The sequence below is a fragment of the Paraburkholderia susongensis genome, assembly GCF_900177725.1.
GTDB lineage: Bacteria > Pseudomonadota > Gammaproteobacteria > Burkholderiales > Burkholderiaceae > Paraburkholderia > Paraburkholderia susongensis.
The window spans coordinates 52,047-66,141 of record NZ_FXAT01000017.1; the positions used below are offsets into that span (position 1 = coordinate 52,047).

General features: G+C 63.8%; 19 protein-coding genes. 5 read left to right on the forward strand and 14 right to left on the reverse strand.

The features are described from left to right. Positions 1 to 55 precede the first annotated feature (55 nt). Positions 56 to 439, forward strand: coding sequence for a tautomerase family protein (locus B9Z01_RS31305; protein ID WP_085489427.1), 384 nt, complete (start codon positions 56 to 58; stop codon positions 437 to 439). Between the two features lie 30 nt (positions 440 to 469). Here B9Z01_RS31305 and dmeF read toward each other — a convergent pair whose 3' ends face one another. The 3 genes from dmeF to B9Z01_RS31320 all read right to left on the reverse strand — a co-directional run bounded on the left by dmeF (position 470) and on the right by B9Z01_RS31320 (position 2,707). Then, positions 470 to 1,741, reverse strand: coding sequence for a CDF family Co(II)/Ni(II) efflux transporter DmeF (dmeF, locus tag B9Z01_RS31310; protein ID WP_085489428.1), 1,272 nt, complete (start codon positions 1,739 to 1,741; stop codon positions 470 to 472). Between the two features lie 8 nt (positions 1,742 to 1,749). Then, on the reverse strand, positions 1,750 to 2,025 hold the full coding sequence (locus tag B9Z01_RS31315) for a metal/formaldehyde-sensitive transcriptional repressor (RefSeq protein ID WP_085489429.1): 276 nt from the start codon (positions 2,023 to 2,025) through the stop codon (positions 1,750 to 1,752). Between the two features lie 397 nt (positions 2,026 to 2,422). Beyond that, positions 2,423 to 2,707, reverse strand: coding sequence for a hypothetical protein (locus B9Z01_RS31320; protein ID WP_085489430.1), 285 nt, complete (start codon positions 2,705 to 2,707; stop codon positions 2,423 to 2,425). Between the two features lie 434 nt (positions 2,708 to 3,141). Here B9Z01_RS31320 and B9Z01_RS31325 point away from each other — a divergent pair, with 434 nt between their 5' ends. Continuing rightward, entirely contained in the window at positions 3,142 to 3,984 is an 843-nt protein-coding gene (locus B9Z01_RS31325) for a TOBE domain-containing protein (protein WP_085489431.1), read from the forward strand. A 121-nt stretch (positions 3,985 to 4,105) separates the two neighbouring features. Here the strand turns inward: B9Z01_RS31325 and B9Z01_RS31330 are convergent, their stop codons facing one another. The 4 genes from B9Z01_RS31330 to B9Z01_RS31345 form a co-directional block, all read right to left on the reverse strand. Further along, a complete protein-coding gene (locus tag B9Z01_RS31330) occupies positions 4,106 to 4,807 on the reverse strand; it encodes a sulfate/molybdate ABC transporter ATP-binding protein (RefSeq protein ID WP_085489432.1) in 702 nt (233 codons plus the stop codon). A gap of 1 nt (position 4,808) precedes the next feature. Then, complete coding sequence (gene modB, locus B9Z01_RS31335; RefSeq protein WP_085489433.1) at positions 4,809 to 5,483, reverse strand: molybdate ABC transporter permease subunit; 675 nt, start codon at positions 5,481 to 5,483, stop codon at positions 4,809 to 4,811. Positions 5,484 to 5,505: 22 nt separating this feature from the next. Further along, a complete protein-coding gene (gene modA / locus B9Z01_RS31340; protein WP_085489434.1) occupies positions 5,506 to 6,279 on the reverse strand; it encodes a molybdate ABC transporter substrate-binding protein in 774 nt (257 codons plus the stop codon). A 190-nt stretch (positions 6,280 to 6,469) separates the two neighbouring features. Further along, positions 6,470 to 7,171, reverse strand: coding sequence for a phosphatase PAP2 family protein (locus tag B9Z01_RS31345; RefSeq protein ID WP_085489435.1), 702 nt, complete (start codon positions 7,169 to 7,171; stop codon positions 6,470 to 6,472). Between the two features lie 433 nt (positions 7,172 to 7,604). Between B9Z01_RS31345 and B9Z01_RS31350 the strand changes: the two genes are divergently transcribed. Together B9Z01_RS31350 and B9Z01_RS31355 are read left to right on the forward strand one after the other, a co-directional pair. Further along, the gene (locus B9Z01_RS31350; RefSeq protein WP_085489436.1) at positions 7,605 to 8,777 is read left to right on the forward strand and encodes an extracellular catalytic domain type 1 short-chain-length polyhydroxyalkanoate depolymerase; all 1,173 of its coding nucleotides are present in this window, start codon (positions 7,605 to 7,607) and stop codon (positions 8,775 to 8,777) included. 109 nt (positions 8,778 to 8,886) lie between these two features. Beyond that, positions 8,887 to 9,069: a DUF3563 family protein gene (locus B9Z01_RS31355; protein WP_085489437.1), complete on the forward strand. Its 183-nt coding sequence runs from the start codon at positions 8,887 to 8,889 to the stop codon at positions 9,067 to 9,069. A gap of 148 nt (positions 9,070 to 9,217) precedes the next feature. Here B9Z01_RS31355 and B9Z01_RS31360 read toward each other — a convergent pair whose 3' ends face one another. From B9Z01_RS31360 to B9Z01_RS31390, 7 genes are all read right to left on the reverse strand, one after another. Then, on the reverse strand, positions 9,218 to 9,676 hold the full coding sequence (locus B9Z01_RS31360; protein WP_085489513.1) for a TspO/MBR family protein: 459 nt from the start codon (positions 9,674 to 9,676) through the stop codon (positions 9,218 to 9,220). Between the two features lie 94 nt (positions 9,677 to 9,770). Beyond that, complete coding sequence (locus tag B9Z01_RS36810; protein WP_338047433.1) at positions 9,771 to 9,869, reverse strand: hypothetical protein; 99 nt, start codon at positions 9,867 to 9,869, stop codon at positions 9,771 to 9,773. Positions 9,870 to 10,119: 250 nt separating this feature from the next. After that, positions 10,120 to 10,539 carry an organic hydroperoxide resistance protein gene (locus B9Z01_RS31370; RefSeq protein WP_085489438.1) on the reverse strand — a complete coding sequence of 140 codons (420 nt, stop codon included), beginning with the start codon at positions 10,537 to 10,539 and terminating at the stop codon, positions 10,120 to 10,122. 170 nt (positions 10,540 to 10,709) lie between these two features. Then, the gene (locus B9Z01_RS31375) at positions 10,710 to 11,162 is read right to left on the reverse strand and encodes a MarR family winged helix-turn-helix transcriptional regulator (protein ID WP_085489439.1); all 453 of its coding nucleotides are present in this window, start codon (positions 11,160 to 11,162) and stop codon (positions 10,710 to 10,712) included. 260 nt (positions 11,163 to 11,422) lie between these two features. After that, the gene (locus tag B9Z01_RS31380) at positions 11,423 to 12,229 is read right to left on the reverse strand and encodes a BPSS1780 family membrane protein (protein ID WP_085489440.1); all 807 of its coding nucleotides are present in this window, start codon (positions 12,227 to 12,229) and stop codon (positions 11,423 to 11,425) included. Continuing rightward, positions 12,220 to 13,215 carry a homoserine kinase gene (locus B9Z01_RS31385; protein WP_085489441.1) on the reverse strand — a complete coding sequence of 332 codons (996 nt, stop codon included), beginning with the start codon at positions 13,213 to 13,215 and terminating at the stop codon, positions 12,220 to 12,222. Before B9Z01_RS31385 ends, B9Z01_RS31380 begins: the two co-directional genes overlap by 10 nt. Before the next feature lie 291 nt (positions 13,216 to 13,506). After that, positions 13,507 to 13,905, reverse strand: a complete 399-nt coding sequence (locus tag B9Z01_RS31390) for a hypothetical protein (protein WP_085489442.1) — start codon at positions 13,903 to 13,905, stop codon at positions 13,507 to 13,509. Here B9Z01_RS31390 and B9Z01_RS35955 point away from each other — a divergent pair. After that, positions 13,904 to 14,092 (forward strand): hypothetical protein, encoded by a 189-nt coding sequence (locus B9Z01_RS35955; RefSeq protein WP_085489443.1) that lies wholly within the window; start codon positions 13,904 to 13,906, stop codon positions 14,090 to 14,092. The two genes, B9Z01_RS31390 and B9Z01_RS35955, sit on opposite strands and share 2 nt — an antisense overlap. Positions 14,093 to 14,095: the final 3 nt, after the last annotated feature.

Consider the following 14,095-nt stretch of genomic DNA (forward strand, 5'->3'; position numbering starts at 1 on the left):
ATGACTGAGCGCGCCTAAGCTGTGTTTAACCCAACACCGCAACAAGGAGCCCGTCATGCCGCTCACCCGAATCTCACTGCGCGCCGGCAAGCCGGCTGAATACCGCAAGGCGCTGACCGCCGGCATCCAGCGCTCGCTGGTGGACACGTTCAACGTGCCGCAGGACGACATGTTCATGCTGATTACGGAGCACACGCCCGACAATCTGATCTACGACCGGCAGTATCAGAACATCGAGCGTGGCGACGATTTCGTCGTGATCCAGCTCACCGTGAGCAACACGCGCACGGTCGAGCAGAAGAAGGCGCTGTATCGGCGGATCGCCGATGAACTCGCGAAGTCACCGGGCGTGCGGCGCGAGGATGTGTTCATCAACCTCGTCGAGGTGGAGAAGGAGAACTGGTCGTTTGGCAATGGGATTGCGCAGTATGCGACCTGAGCGTGAGCGAGGCGTTGTATCTTGGATGTGTCAGGCCCCTGCCTGTAACGGCTGGACCTCAACGGTGACGTGAGAGAGCCCCTTGAAGCGTCCGAGCACGGCGTGATAGAAGCGCGAGTCTCGCTGTGTTTCACCTGTTGCGACGGACACCACCGCACTCATGTGACCGGGCCCTACCCGCCATACATGCAGGTCGACAACCTTGTCGCCGCGATCCTCGATAGCGTGACGCACATTCTCTGTCATGCGTTGGTCGAGGCTCATGTCGAGCAGGATCGCACCAGTGTCGCGCATCAAGCCGTACGACCAGTTTGCGATGACCAGTGCACCGATTACGCCAGCGAGCGGGTCCATCCAGAGCCATCCGAATGCTCGTGCCAACACGAGGCCGATGATGGCGAGCACTGAAACCGCCGCATCCGCCATCACATGGATATACGCGGACCTGATGTTATGGTCGCGAGTCGCTGCTTCATGTGCGTGGTCGGGGTGTGCATGTTCTTCGAACTCGACTGTGTAATCGCCGTCCGGCATCCGCACGATGGCGGTGAAGGCGTGCGGCTCTGGAATGTCTTCCTTCGATTCCAGATAGCCGCCACGGTTCGCCATCGCGAATACCTGTTGTGTGCCATCGGGGCGAACCGTCGTAACCGCCACCGTTGAAGCGTCGAGTCGTGAACTCCCCGTCAATGGCGTAATGCGGAAGACAGGTGGTACGTCGGTCTCGAAGATGGAAACGGAAAACACACCGGATGCGGCGAAAATCTTCTGCCCTTCCTCGTCGTGAGCATGGTCATGATGACCATGACTGTGGGCATGTCCGTGACTATGTCCGTGGTCGCCGCCGCTTAATAGCCACACACTCGCCAGGTTGACGAGCAGCCCGACAATCGCGATGGGAATTGCTTCACCGAAATGAATCGGTACTGGCGACAGAAAACGCGATACCGCTTCGTAGCCAATCAGCATTGCAATCATCGCGAGCGCGATGGCGCTCGTGAATCCGGCCAGGTCACCGAGCTTGCCGGTACCGAAAACGAAACGGGAGTCGCCGGCGTGCTTGCGCGCGTAGGTATACGCAAGGGCCGCAATCAGCATTGCGCCGGCATGCGTCGACATGTGCAGACCGTCGGCGACGAGCGCCAGCGAACCAAACATACTCCCGCCGACGATCTCTACGAGCATCATCGCGCTACACAGCACAATTACGGCCCACGTCTTGCGCTCGTTCTTCTCGTGACCAGCACCCAGAAAGTTGTGGTCATGCGCGGCGCCGAAGGCGGCGTTTCTGAAATCACTCATTTTTGACTCTACTTGAAATAGCTGTGAACAACTTCGATGAGTTGTTCCGTCGCGCTGGCACCCTCTTCCTCGCCGTTTTCCGCGTCGACGAGGTGGTTCCTGATGTGGTCTTCCAGCACAACCGCGAGCAGACCGTTCATGGCTCCGCGACAACTGGTTATCCGTTGCAGCACGTCCGTGCAGCCGTGCTCTTCTTCGAGCGCCCGTTCGATGGCTTCGACCTGCCCCTTGATGCGGCGGACCCTGTTAAGCAGCTTCTTTTTTTCCTGAACCGTGTGACTCATCGCGCGCTCTCCAATACCCCGGTGGGGTATGTAATCGGGAGAGTTTATCATAGGGGGTGGGGGTATGGGTTGACGACTGCAATTCGAATGCGAGCGAGCCCGGCGTTCGTGTCCGGCTGACGTCTCCGGCAACTGTGTCGCCAGTCGCTACTATTCGGTCACACTATGGGTATTCAATCAATCGGTCTGCGAGAAGCTGCTGCCAGGAAGCGGTTAGGGAGAAACAAACAAAAGGCCGCTGCCCACGAGGGCAGCGGCCTTTCTTGCAACGAGTGAAGAATAGTCCGTTACGACACAAGCCAAGCCTGTCGATGTCTCGCTCTGCCGGGGCTTGAACTGCTCACGCCACCGTCGGCATTTGCGCTTATCCTCGGCTGGTTGTCATTCTTGAGTGCTGTTATTGGCCGGCGGGAGACTTTGTGGACGGAGTCGCCAGCGTGTTGTGGCTCCCGGGAAGGTTGGTGAGGGACGTCGCACTATTGCTCGTGCTCTTGTCCTGAGACTGGGCGGCCATGCCGCTGTCCGAGGTGGTGGCGCCCGGCGTGCCGTAGCCGCTCGTCGCATTGGTGGCGGCCGGAGACTTGGTGGTCGGGGTCGCGAGCGTGTTGTTCTGTGCATAAGCACTGCCCGACAACGCGAGTGCGGCGACGGCCGCGATTAATGTGCTGCTTGCCTTGTTCATGATTCGTTCCTCCTGATTGGACTGGAAGATTGACGCAGAAGACGATCTCCGCCTGCTGGACAATGAATTGCGCGATTACTGTGCCGCGTGTGATTTCGTCGCCGGCCAGATACGGCAGACGCCACGCGATTGGAATCCACGCGAACGAATTCATGCAGCCAGCATGCGCAGTTGAATTTGACGAGATCGCGATAACTGGCGACTGCGGCGACATGATCGCTCGGCGCCAGGAACAATGGAAAATATCCAATGGACCGATTTCCTGAAACGCTTCGGACAGTATAGGTCAAGCAGCGAATGCGTGCTGTGAGCGCCACAGGGTCGTCGGCGATCAACTGCCGTGGCCGAGCGTTCCCGGTTGCCGAAGAGCGCATCGTTATAATGATTCACGGTCCTTTCCGAATCCCAACTCGGACCTCCAACTTCTCCACACCATGCCCACCGACCGCACCGATTCTCGCCGCGAATCCCTCGAACTCGGCGGCTCCGTCTGGTTTCAGTACGGCACGCAGACGCTCGGTGGCGCGTCGCGTATTGCGCTGCTCGCGGCAATCGGCGAGACCGGCTCGATCACGAGTGCGGCGAAAGCGGTCGGCATCAGTTACAAAGGCGCGTGGGATGCCGTCGACACGATGAACAACCTCGCCGGCGAACCGCTCGTCGTGCGGATGACCGGCGGCAAGGGCGGCGGCGGCACCACGCTCACGCCGCGCGCGGTGAAGCTGATCGAGACGTTTCGCGCGGTCGAGCGCGAACACCGGCGTTTTCTCGAACGCGCGGGCGCGGCGATCGAGGGCTTCGCGACCGATTGGGATCTGATCGGCCGCATCGGCGTGAAGACGAGCGCGCGCAACCAGTTCTACGGCACCGTCTCGGCGATCACGCGCGGCAGCGTCAACGACGAAGTCGCGCTCGCGCTGCCCGGCGGCCAGACGATCGTCGCCGTGCTCACGCACGAGAGCACCGAGGCGCTAGGTCTGACCGAGGGCGTGGCGGCGTTTGCGCTGATCAAGGCGTCGTGGGTCGTGCTGCTCGTCGATGGCGAGGGCGAGGGCGGCGCGCCGCTCAAGCTGTCGGCGCGCAACCAGTTGCGCGGCACGGTGCAGAGCGTGAAGCGCGGGGCGGTGAATGCGGAAGTGTCGCTTGGACTCGAAGGCGGCGCGGTTATGACCGCGATCGTCACCAATGAAAGCGTCGATGTGCTCGGCTTGCAGGAAGGCGGGAGCGCGGTGGCCGCGTTCAAGGCGTCGAGCGTGATACTCGGTGTGAAGGATTGAGCGCCGGCACGGTGTGAGGGCGAAACGCGCGACAGGCGGTTAAAGCGAAAAATCGCGCGCTGACAAGCTGCACACACTGCACGCACTGCATACGCGGCCCACGAGGTCCGCGCTTGGCCCCTCACGACTCGCTGCGCGCATACCCCGCGAACGGATGGTCCTCGCGCACGCGGCCGTCGCTGACCTGCACGACCTGATCGCCGAATGCCGCAACGTCGTCGGGATCGTGCGTGATGAGCACCATCGGAATATCGAGCCGCGTCTGCAGATCCGACAGTTCGCGCCGCATGCGCTGGCGCAGCGCGATGTCGAGCGCGGAAAACGGTTCGTCGAGCAGAAGCAGGCGCGGCTGCGAAACCAGCGCCCGCGCGAGCGCGACGCGCTGTTTCTGCCCGCCCGAAAGCTGCACTGGATGATGGCCCGCGACACTCTTCAACTCCAACGCCTCGAGCCAGTAATCGACCTGCGGATGCGAGCCGCGCGCGCGCGGATTGAGCCAGCCCTGGTGCAGCCCGAAGCCGATGTTCTGCCGGACGTTCAGATGCGGAAACAGCGCGTAGTCCTGAAACAGATACGCGATCTGGCGCGCCTGCGGTTTCTGGTCGACCCCGCGCGCGCTGTCGAACAGCGTGGCGCCGTGCAGCGTGATCGACCCTTCGTCGGGGCGCAGCAGGCCGGCGATTGCCTGCAGCGTCAGGCTCTTGCCCGCGCCGGACGGCCCGAACAGCACGAGCCGCTGGGTGTTCGCGCTGAACGAAACGTCGAGCGTGAAGTGCCGCTCGGCGGTCTCGAAGGTCTTGCGGATAGTGACGTCGAGCGGCATCTCAGCGGGCCCTCAGAAGCGTGTGCTGCGGCACGAGCCGCCCGGCGAGCAGCAGGATCGTGACGCACGTCACCGAAGTCACGAGCACGAGGAGGTTCGCGGTGCTGTCGTCGCCGGCCTGCACGGCCGAATAGACCGCGACCGAGAGCGTCTGCGTGCGGCCCGGCAGGTTGCCCGCGATCATCAGCGTCGCGCCGAATTCGCCGAGCGCGCGCGCGAACGCGAGCAGGCCGCCGGCGAGAATGCCGCGCGCGGCGAGCGGCAACGTCACGCGAAAGAAGATCGCCGTCTCGCTGACGCCAAGCGTGCGCGCCGCGCGTTCGAGCTGCGGATCGACGGATTCGAAGGCGGCGCGCGCCGACTTCAGCACGAGCGGAAACGCGACCACCGTCGACGCGATCACCGCGCCCTGCCACGTGAACACGAGCTGGATGTCGAAGCGGTCGAGCCACGCGCCGATCACGCCGCGCCGGCCGAGCAGCACGAGCAGGTAGTAGCCGAGCACGGTGGGCGGCAGCACGAGCGGCAGCATCAGCAGCGAGTCGATCACGTCGCGCGCGCCGGAGCGCCAGCGCGACAGACCGAGCGCCGTCGCGACGCCGAGCACGAGATTGAGCGCAGTGGCCCAGCCCGCCACTTTCAGCGACAGCAGGAGCGGAATCCAGGCCTGTTGCATGAGCGTGTGTGATCCCGGTGAATCAATGCGCGGGCTTGAAGCCGTACTTCGCGAGCACACTCTGGCCGGCTGGCGAGAGCACGAAGTCGATGAACGCCTGGGCGTCTGCCTCGTGACGGCTGCCGTCGACCCGCGCGATCGGATAGGTGATCGGCGTTTGCGTCGGCAGACTCATCGCGACCTTGACCTTGTCCGGCATGATCGCGGCGTCGGTGCCGAACACGAAACCGGCGTCGACTTCGCCGCGCGCAACGTAGTCGAGGCTCTGACGCACGTTCGCGGCGAGCACGGCCTTCGCGCTCACCGCATCCCACACGCCCGCGGCCTTCAGCGCGCCTTGCGTATAGCGGCCGACCGGCACCGACGCCGGATCGCCGAACGCGACGCGCTTCACGTTCGCGGCCGTCAGATCGTTGAGGCTCGCGGGCGCGAAATGGCTGTCGCTCGGCACGATCAGCACGAGCGAATTGGCGGCGAAGTCACGCCGCGTGGACGGCACGATCACCTTTTGCGTGGCGGCCATGTCCATCGCCTTCTGGTCCGCGGACGCGAACACATCGGCGGGCGCGCCCTTGACGATCTGCTGCATCAGCACGTCGGACGCACCGAAGTTCATCAATACCTTGGTGCCCGGATGCTGCTGCTCGAACGCGTCGCCGACCGCCTTGAACGCGTTGGTCAGGCTCGCGGCGGCCGAAACCACAAGTTCATCGGCGTGGGCATTCACGCTAACCACAACGGAGACGGCGCTCGCAACGCAAAGCGCGTATTTCTTCAGATGGCGGGAGAGTGTCATGAAGGATCTTGAAGTGACGTGGACGGGAAGCAGCGGTTTAAAAACGCTATCGTAATATATGCGCGGTTATAGCGGTGCGCATGACAGGCGATCGGGCTGGGCGCTTCACATACCGCGTGAAGCGCTCATGGCCTTCGAGCGAGGTCTGCGGGAAACCGGGAGGAGCCTGAGAAAAGCGGCGGCGCGCCGCTCAGACGTGAGACGCGCGCTGCGGTTCGAGCGTATTGAGCGTTTGCGACAGCGGCGCTGCGGCCGGGCGGATGTCGCGCGCGGCCTTCCACTTCGCGCGGATGAACGGCCTGTCGTGGCCGGACACTTTCAGCGCGATATGTGTGACCCAGCGCTGGGTCGGCACATGCACGCCGTGCATCGTTCCCGCGAGAACCATCATGCTGACGGCGACCGGCAGCGCCGACAGACGGCCCGGCTCCGCATTCCACGCGATGCGCACGAACACGAGCGCCGCGAGCGCACCGACGAGACACCCGGTGACGGCTTCGGATGGCGAATGCGCGCTCAGCACGACACGCGACAAGCCCACCGCGATGCCGGCGGCAAGCCCCGCCAGCACGCCGAGCAGACGGACTGCGGGCCGCGCGGGCAACAGCATCAGGAAGAGCACGACCGGATAGACGGCGGTAGACAGCATCGCGTGACCGCTGACGCCGGTGAAATCGAGTTCCCGCACGCCGACGCCCCAACCGAGGAAGGCCAGCTTGGTCACGGTAACGACGCCGATAGCCGCGCCGAGCAACAGCAGCCAGCCGGCCGCGAGCCGCCACGAGTAGCCGAGCGCCAGCCAGAGCGCGATGGCGAGCGCAAGCGGCAACGTCATGCCGGCGCCGCCGAGGCTGGTGATCGAATACCACAGGTGGATCGGTAAATCGGGCATGGTAGAAACGCGACGCAGGCCGCGTGGAATCGGGTTGGAGCAAATCGAACCGGCACACGCGGCCGGCGCGAATTGCCGGCACAGTCCGGATCGATACAATCAGGATTAACCGCCAGTATAGACGGGTGTCGCTCGACGGTCTTGCCATGCACCACGCATTTACGCGCCAAATGTTGGCTGGCTAACGGGCGGTTACGGACGGGGGACGCGGGATTGGCGTGGGCTTTACGCAGGGCTTTTACCCGCTTCGTCGGGCGTCGAGAGAGTTTGACGGCGAGGCGGCAGCAAGGTTCGCCGAGGGAAAAGCGGAGGTGGATGAGTTTGCCGCGCCTCAGCGACGCACGAAGAATGATGTTATTGTGCATTGCACAACTTCTTGCGATCCGGCGTTTTTGCCGGTCTGCACCTGTCCCTTTTTGCGAGGTTATCGCCGATGGCAAAAAGCCTATCGAAAATCTGGCTGCGTGGTTTGAAGCGGCTGCTCGCGATTCAAACCGAACACGCGCAAAAGACCGCCAGGCGCGCGCCGACGCGACCCGTGCGCGCCGCTACCAACAAACCGTCGAGCAAGGCTCATCCGCTCAAGCCGGCCGCCGCCCTGCGCGTGCCGGTGAAGCGCGAGTCGCGGGTGCGTCCGCGCGCGACGGCGTGGGCGAGCGGCTCGTGGACGCGTTCGTTCCATTCCGCGCCGGTTGCGCCGGGCCGGCTCGTCAATCATCTGCAATACGGGCTCTATATCCCGTCGGGACACGCGCTCGAGGCGATGCCGCTCGTCGTGATGCTGCACGGCTGCACGCAGTCCATCGACGAATTCGCCGAAGGCACGCGCATGAACCTGCTTGCCGACCGCTACGGCTTTGCGGTGGTGTACCCGGAACAGTCGAAGCACGCGCACTCGCACCGCTGCTGGAACTGGTACGACGCCAGCGACAGCGCGGGCGGCGCCGAGGCGCACGCGGTGGTGTCGCTCGTGGACGCGCTCGTCGCGCAGCACGGTTTCGACCGCGAGCGCGTCTACGTGGCCGGGATTTCCGCGGGAGCGGGCCTGACGGCGCTACTGGCCCTCAAATATCCCGAGCATTTCGCCGCGGTCGCGCTGCATTCCGGCCCCGCTTTCGGCGAGGCCCGTTCGGGCATTACCGCGATGGACGTGATGCGGCGCGGCACGCGCCGCGAGCCGGTCGAGCTGGTCGACGAACTGGTGGATGTCGCGCAATACCCGGGCATGCCAGCTCTCATCATCCACGGCGACACCGATCACGTGGTCGCGCCCGTCAACGCGGACCAACTGGCGATGCAGTTCCTGCGGCTGAACCGGATGGTCGATGCGGATGGCGCGCGCCGCGCCGGTGAGATGCGCGAGGACCGCAAGGGCGGCGTCGTGATGCGCGACTATCTGCGCGGCGGGCGGCGCGTGGTGCGGGTGTGCCGCGTGCAGGGGCTCGGCCACGCATGGAGCGGCGGTGACGACGCGTTGCCGTTCCATTCCGCCAAAGGCCCGGATGCCAGCACGATGCTGTGGGAATTCTTCAAGCATCAGCGCCGCACGGACGCGGGCCGCATCGCGGAAGGCGCGGTCGCCGCGGCGTCATCGGCCGAACGGTGACCCCACAACAACACCTCGAAATGAACACTGGCGCGATACTAGGGTTTTCCCTATAATGCGGGTTATCCCTTAGGCGCAACACGCCTAGCTATCATTGCCGAGGTCGACCATGTATCTGCTTAGCCGTCTGTTCCTGTTTTTGACCAAGTCGCCGGACCAACTCGCGAAAGAGCGCGCTGACGCCTATCTCTCCGAAGCGACCGATCTCTACGATCTCGAATTCCGCATGCGCAAGCTGGACCGTGAAGCGAACGTGCGCCAGCCGTCGTGGATGAGCCAGCACTACGGCTAATCGCGCACTAACGTTGCGATAGTCAGACAAAACATCGGCGCGTGGTGAGGCGCCGGTGTCTGGGCAAACCGTTCAGGCTTGCCATATCGCGGGTTTTTCACCGTAGCCGCCAGCCACGCAGCCTTCGCGCGCAATCAGCAGGCTCGGATCAGGTAGCCGGATTCATCTGCCACAGCGCGTAATTCAACAGCGCCGCGTACGCGACCCAGATCACGTACGGCATCAGCAGCACACCCGCCAGACGGTCACGTCGCCAGAAGACGCAGGTCAGCATCACGATCAGGACCAGCAGGATCACGATATCGATCAGCGACGCTTCGGGCCGATGCAGGCCGAAGAACAGCCACATCCACGCTGCGTTGAACACCAACTGAACCACCCATAGCACGATCGCCGCGGTCAGGCCGTCGCGTTTCCACACGCGCCACGCGGAAAACGCCATCAGCACGTAAAGCACGGTCCAGACCGGCGGGAAGACCCAGTTCGGCGGATTGAACACGGGTTTCTGTAGCCCCGCATACCAGGCGTCCGGCAAGGACAGGCTCGCGGCCCAGCCGGCTGCCAGCGTCAAAATAAGAAACACGAGCAGCGACGGCAGACGGCGCATCTTCATCCCTCCAGACGTTTTTATTCGATGATGTAAGCGGGCACTCACTTGCCGAAGCGGACTGGCGTACGCTCGCGCGTGGTCGACGGTCGGCTCAGGATAATTCTCGCCTGGCATTGCCTCGCACCACGCTGGACGCCGCCAATCGTTCCAGGCTCGCCAGCCACGGCGCGTGAATCCATTTTGCCGGCAACTTCGCGAGTTGGGGAAGATAGTGTTCGATAAAGCGCCCGTCAGGGGCGAATTTTTCGGATTACGTGCCGCGTGCGCCAAATGCGCCAGCGCCCGCCCCTGTTGTGCAGGGTACGGGCGCTGTTCGCGATGGAGCGAGGGTGTCGTGCCGGTGGCGGTTCGTTGGCGGCGTGATCGCTTATGTCGTTGCCGATGCGGTTATCGGGGCAAAGGCCAACGGGATGTCCGGCGCAACAACCCGCCAACCCAGCTTAAACAACGTGCAGACGGACCGCGACGTTGTTGCGCGTGGCGTTCGAGTACGGGCAGACCTGATGCGCGGCGTCGACCAATTCCTTCGCCGAGTCCGCGGCCAGGCCCGGCAGCGAGATGCGCAGGTCGATGTCGAGCGCGAAGCCGCCTTTGTCGTTCGGACCGATGCCGACCTCGGCCGAAACCTGCGTGTCGGCCGGCAACACCTGCTTGTGCTGGCCCGCGACGAACTTCATTGCGCTCAGGAAACAGGCCGAGTAGCCGGCTGCGAAGAGTTGTTCGGGATTCGTGCCCGCTGCGCCGTTGCCGCCCAGTTCACGCGGCGCGGCCAGCTTCACGTCCAATGCGTTGTCCGACGATACTGCACGGCCGTCGCGGCCACCGGTGCTCGTTGCGCTTGCTTTGTAGAGGATGTTCATGGTGTTGCTCCTTGTCTGGGTTGTCAGGGGTTGCATACTTGCTGCTTCGTGCTGCTGCCGGTCTGGCAAGGTGCTGGCGAAGCGGCATGTCGTTAAGATAGTACACAAATAATTTGTGTGCAAATCAATTTTTGCATCGTTGCGAGAGCTAGTCTTTTGCAGTTATCGCACTACTGGTCCATGTAGTCGTTGAGCGTTGCGCGCAGGCGTGTCAGGTCGTCGCGCAGGCGCAGCAGGAAGTCGGGCGTTTGCTGGGTCGCGCAGAGAATTTCGGCGGGCACCTCGCGCGCCTGGCGCTTGAGCGCCTTGCCCGCGCTGGTGAGGCGGATGTAGACGAGCCGTTCGTCGTCGACGCCGCGCACGCGCTCGACGAGGCCCTGCGCTTCGAGGCGCTTGAGCAGCGGCGTGACTGTCGCCGGGTCGAGATTCAGGCGCGCGGCCATGTCCTTGACGGCGACGTCGTCGGTCTCCCACAGCACCAGCATCGCCAGATATTGCGGATAGGTAAGCCCGAGCTTCTCGAGTAGCGGCTTGTACGCTTTCGTCATCGCGAGCGAGGTCGAGTAGAGGGCGAAGCAGAGTTGTTCGTCGAGCGTGAAGGGCAGGGAGGGGCGCTGGGTCATGGTGCTTCTCGAATGGAAGAGCGTACAAATGGATTGCACACAAACCATTTTGCCGCAAATCGACGCTGACTGGCGAACGCAGGCGCAGGCGCAGGCGCAGACGCAGACGCAGACGCAGACGCAGACGCAGACGCAGGCGCAGGCGCAGGCGCAGGCGCAGGCGCAGGTGGGGAGAAGCGCGAAGGCGGGCGAAAGGGGCCCGGAAAAGCAGCCCGGAAAAAGCGCGGGCACCCCGGAGGTGCCCGCGTGTGAACTGTCGATCAGGCCGCGGGCTTGGTCGGCAGATCCGGCGTTTGCGGCGTCTGCACGCCGAAGCAGCCGCGGTATGTCGCGTAGAACGAGCAGTACAACATGGTCGTGACGATCATCGTGGCGGGCATCAGGACCGCGAACGCGAAGTCGGCCGCGCCGAGCGCCTGCATCAGCGCGGACAGCCCGAACGACACCACCGTCGCGACCGCGAACCACAGCGCGCCGAACACGATGAATGCGCCGCGATTTCGCCAGCAACTGACGACGCTGAAGAACATCGCCTTGACAGGCGGCACGTCATGCCAGGCGGAGAGAATCGGCGAGAACCAGAAGATCATCGCGACCGGCACATAAAACGCGAGCGCCGTGAGCACCGCGAGCGGGATGTTGCTGTTGGCGATCGTGTCCTGATCCATCGAGGCGTTGCCGAGCATCACCTTCAGCAGCATGCCGCCGTCGGCGAGCGCGGAACCGGCCAGCACGAGCGCCATCGCGACGACGTATAGCGCACCGAGCACCAGCAGCCGCCGCGTGACCACCGGGCCATACGAGTGAAAGCCGTCCACCAGAATGGTCGGGAACACCGGTTTGCCCGCGATCGTATTGCGGCACGCGGCCATGAAGCCGACCGCAACGCCGGGAATGAACAGCAGCGGCAACACGCCGCCGATCACCGGAATTTGCGCGACGAGCGTCATCACCAGCAGATAGGTAAAGAACAGCGTCAGGAACGCGAGCGGATTCTTACGGAACAGCCAGATACCTTGCCGGAACCATACATAGCCGGTTTTCGCGGGGACTTCGATCAGTTGCATGAGGTGTGGGTGCCTGGATGCGCGACGCCGGCGAGGCGCTCGCGCAGAATGCGTTCGAAATGGCCGGGGTCGTGCGGCTTGAGCAGCTCGGCCGCGCGGGGCAAGTGAAAATCATACAGGCGCGAGACCCAGAAGCGGTACGCGCCCGCACGCAGCATGTCTCCCCAGTGGCGGTTTTCCTCGGCGGTGAACGGCCGCACCGTCTGGTACGCGCGTAGCAGCGCTTCGGTGCGTGCCTCGTCGAGCTTGCCGGTGGCGAGGTCGACGCACCAGTCGTTGACCGTCACCGCGACGTCGAAGAGCCATTTGTCGCAGCCGGCGAAATAGAAGTCGAAGAAGCCGCCGAGCCGCACTTCGTGGCCCGTGTCCGGCGCGGCGTGCGCGAACATCGCGTTGTCGCGGAACAGGTCGGCATGGCACGGGCCTGCGGGCAGCGCGGCGTAATCGGCCGAGGCGAAGAACGCCTCCTGATGCGCGAGTTCGGACGCCAGCAGTTCGCGTTGCTCGCCTTCGAGGAACGGCAGGATGGCCGGCACGGTTTCGCGCCACCACGGCAGGCTGCGCAGATTCGGCTGATAGCGCGGATAGTCGCGGCCCGCGAGGTGCATGCGCGCGAGCATTTGCCCGACTTCGACGCAGTGCTCAACCCCCGGCGCGAGTTCCGGCTTGCCTTCGAGCTTCGTCACGATCGTCGCGGGTTTGCCGAGCAGCATGCCGAACAGTGCGCCGTCGTGGCGCGGCATCGGGTCTGGCACCGGCACGCGGTGAGCCGCGAGATGGCGCATCAGGTCCAGATAGAAGGGCAGTTGTTCGGCCGTGAGTTTTTCGAAAATCGTCAGCACGTATTCGCCGTGCGTCGTCGTCAGAAAGAAATTGCTGTTTTCAATGCCGGACGAGATGCCGCGAAACTCGACGACATCGCCGAGATCGTAGTGACGCATCCATTCTGCGAGTTGGGATTCGTTGACAGCGGTGAAGACAGCCATGCGGGAAACGTCGGTTCAGGTTGTTCGGGCTGGCGCGGTGCTGCCAGTGCGAAGTGTGGCGAATGGAGATTGCGGATTCGGTGTCGAACGACGCGCCTGCGCGCCGGGCTGGGTTCGATGGCAAACACGGCAAGCACAGCGAGTGCGGCGTCGCGATGTGGCAGGCGCCGCCTTCAGCGCTGATTTGCCGCTGAATTTACCAGCCAGCCACTGGAACAGATCACGCCGGCGAAGTCCAGGCCTCGCGAAGCCGGCGCGGCGGCCTGTGCCGGCCCGCCGCTCCCGCAAGCATCAATAGTGCAGATTCACCGAGGGCAAACGCGTGCTCGGACGGCCGCTGTCGTGGACAGTGGGCGACGTGTCGAGCGGCGCGCTCATCTGGTAGCGCGTGCCGAAGTTCGAATGCACGTTGATTTCGACCGGCTTGCCCTTGTCGCGGTATTCGGTGATTTCAGTGCCGTTCGGGCTGACCTCGTGGAAGCTCGGCGTGCGCGGAACGTCGTTGATGTCGACCTTCGAGCTGACCTGAGCGGCCGGACGATTGATCTTGTCCAGATCGGGCAGACCGGCCCGTTCATTGGCGGACTGGGGTGCATTGGCGGGCGGCGGTTCGTCGACGGGCTGGGCAGCCATCGCGGCGCTGCCGAAGGCGAGGACCAGCGCAGCGGCGATGGGAAGGAGCGGCTTCATGGTGATTCTCCAGGAGGATGCGCTGATTCTAGCAAATCCGGCCTCGCGTACGCGCGTCAAGCCTTATTTTGCGCCGCTTTCGCGCGATGTGCGCGGCGCTTGCGCGGTGCTCGTGGGAACCGCGTTGCAAGCGCCGCGACGTCATTCGGCGCGAGCGGGTTCCGTGGTAATGTCATCTCATCAATAGGGG

Coding starts and splice junctions, on each gene's coding strand:
- B9Z01_RS31315 (WP_085489429.1), bottom strand. CDS start 2,025: ATGAGTCACACGGTTCAGGAAAAAAAGAAGCTGCTTAACAGGGTCCGC.
- B9Z01_RS31325 (WP_085489431.1), top strand. CDS start 3,142: ATGCCCACCGACCGCACCGATTCTCGCCGCGAATCCCTCGAACTCGGC.
- B9Z01_RS31385 (WP_085489441.1), bottom strand. CDS start 13,215: ATGGCTGTCTTCACCGCTGTCAACGAATCCCAACTCGCAGAATGGATG.
- B9Z01_RS31320 (WP_085489430.1), bottom strand. CDS start 2,707: ATGAACAAGGCAAGCAGCACATTAATCGCGGCCGTCGCCGCACTCGCG.
- modB (WP_085489433.1), bottom strand. CDS start 5,483: ATGCAACAGGCCTGGATTCCGCTCCTGCTGTCGCTGAAAGTGGCGGGC.
- B9Z01_RS35955 (WP_085489443.1), top strand. CDS start 13,904: ATGGTGATTCTCCAGGAGGATGCGCTGATTCTAGCAAATCCGGCCTCG.
- modA (WP_085489434.1), bottom strand. CDS start 6,279: ATGACACTCTCCCGCCATCTGAAGAAATACGCGCTTTGCGTTGCGAGC.
- B9Z01_RS31370 (WP_085489438.1), bottom strand. CDS start 10,539: ATGAACATCCTCTACAAAGCAAGCGCAACGAGCACCGGTGGCCGCGAC.
- B9Z01_RS31380 (WP_085489440.1), bottom strand. CDS start 12,229: ATGCAACTGATCGAAGTCCCCGCGAAAACCGGCTATGTATGGTTCCGG.
- B9Z01_RS31350 (WP_085489436.1), top strand. CDS start 7,605: ATGGCAAAAAGCCTATCGAAAATCTGGCTGCGTGGTTTGAAGCGGCTG.
- B9Z01_RS31355 (WP_085489437.1), top strand. CDS start 8,887: ATGTATCTGCTTAGCCGTCTGTTCCTGTTTTTGACCAAGTCGCCGGAC.
- B9Z01_RS31305 (WP_085489427.1), top strand. CDS start 56: ATGCCGCTCACCCGAATCTCACTGCGCGCCGGCAAGCCGGCTGAATAC.
- B9Z01_RS31375 (WP_085489439.1), bottom strand. CDS start 11,162: ATGACCCAGCGCCCCTCCCTGCCCTTCACGCTCGACGAACAACTCTGC.
- B9Z01_RS31330 (WP_085489432.1), bottom strand. CDS start 4,807: ATGCCGCTCGACGTCACTATCCGCAAGACCTTCGAGACCGCCGAGCGG.
- B9Z01_RS31390 (WP_085489442.1), bottom strand. CDS start 13,905: ATGAAGCCGCTCCTTCCCATCGCCGCTGCGCTGGTCCTCGCCTTCGGC.
- B9Z01_RS31360 (WP_085489513.1), bottom strand. CDS start 9,676: ATGCGCCGTCTGCCGTCGCTGCTCGTGTTTCTTATTTTGACGCTGGCA.
- dmeF (WP_085489428.1), bottom strand. CDS start 1,741: ATGAGTGATTTCAGAAACGCCGCCTTCGGCGCCGCGCATGACCACAAC.
- B9Z01_RS31345 (WP_085489435.1), bottom strand. CDS start 7,171: ATGCCCGATTTACCGATCCACCTGTGGTATTCGATCACCAGCCTCGGC.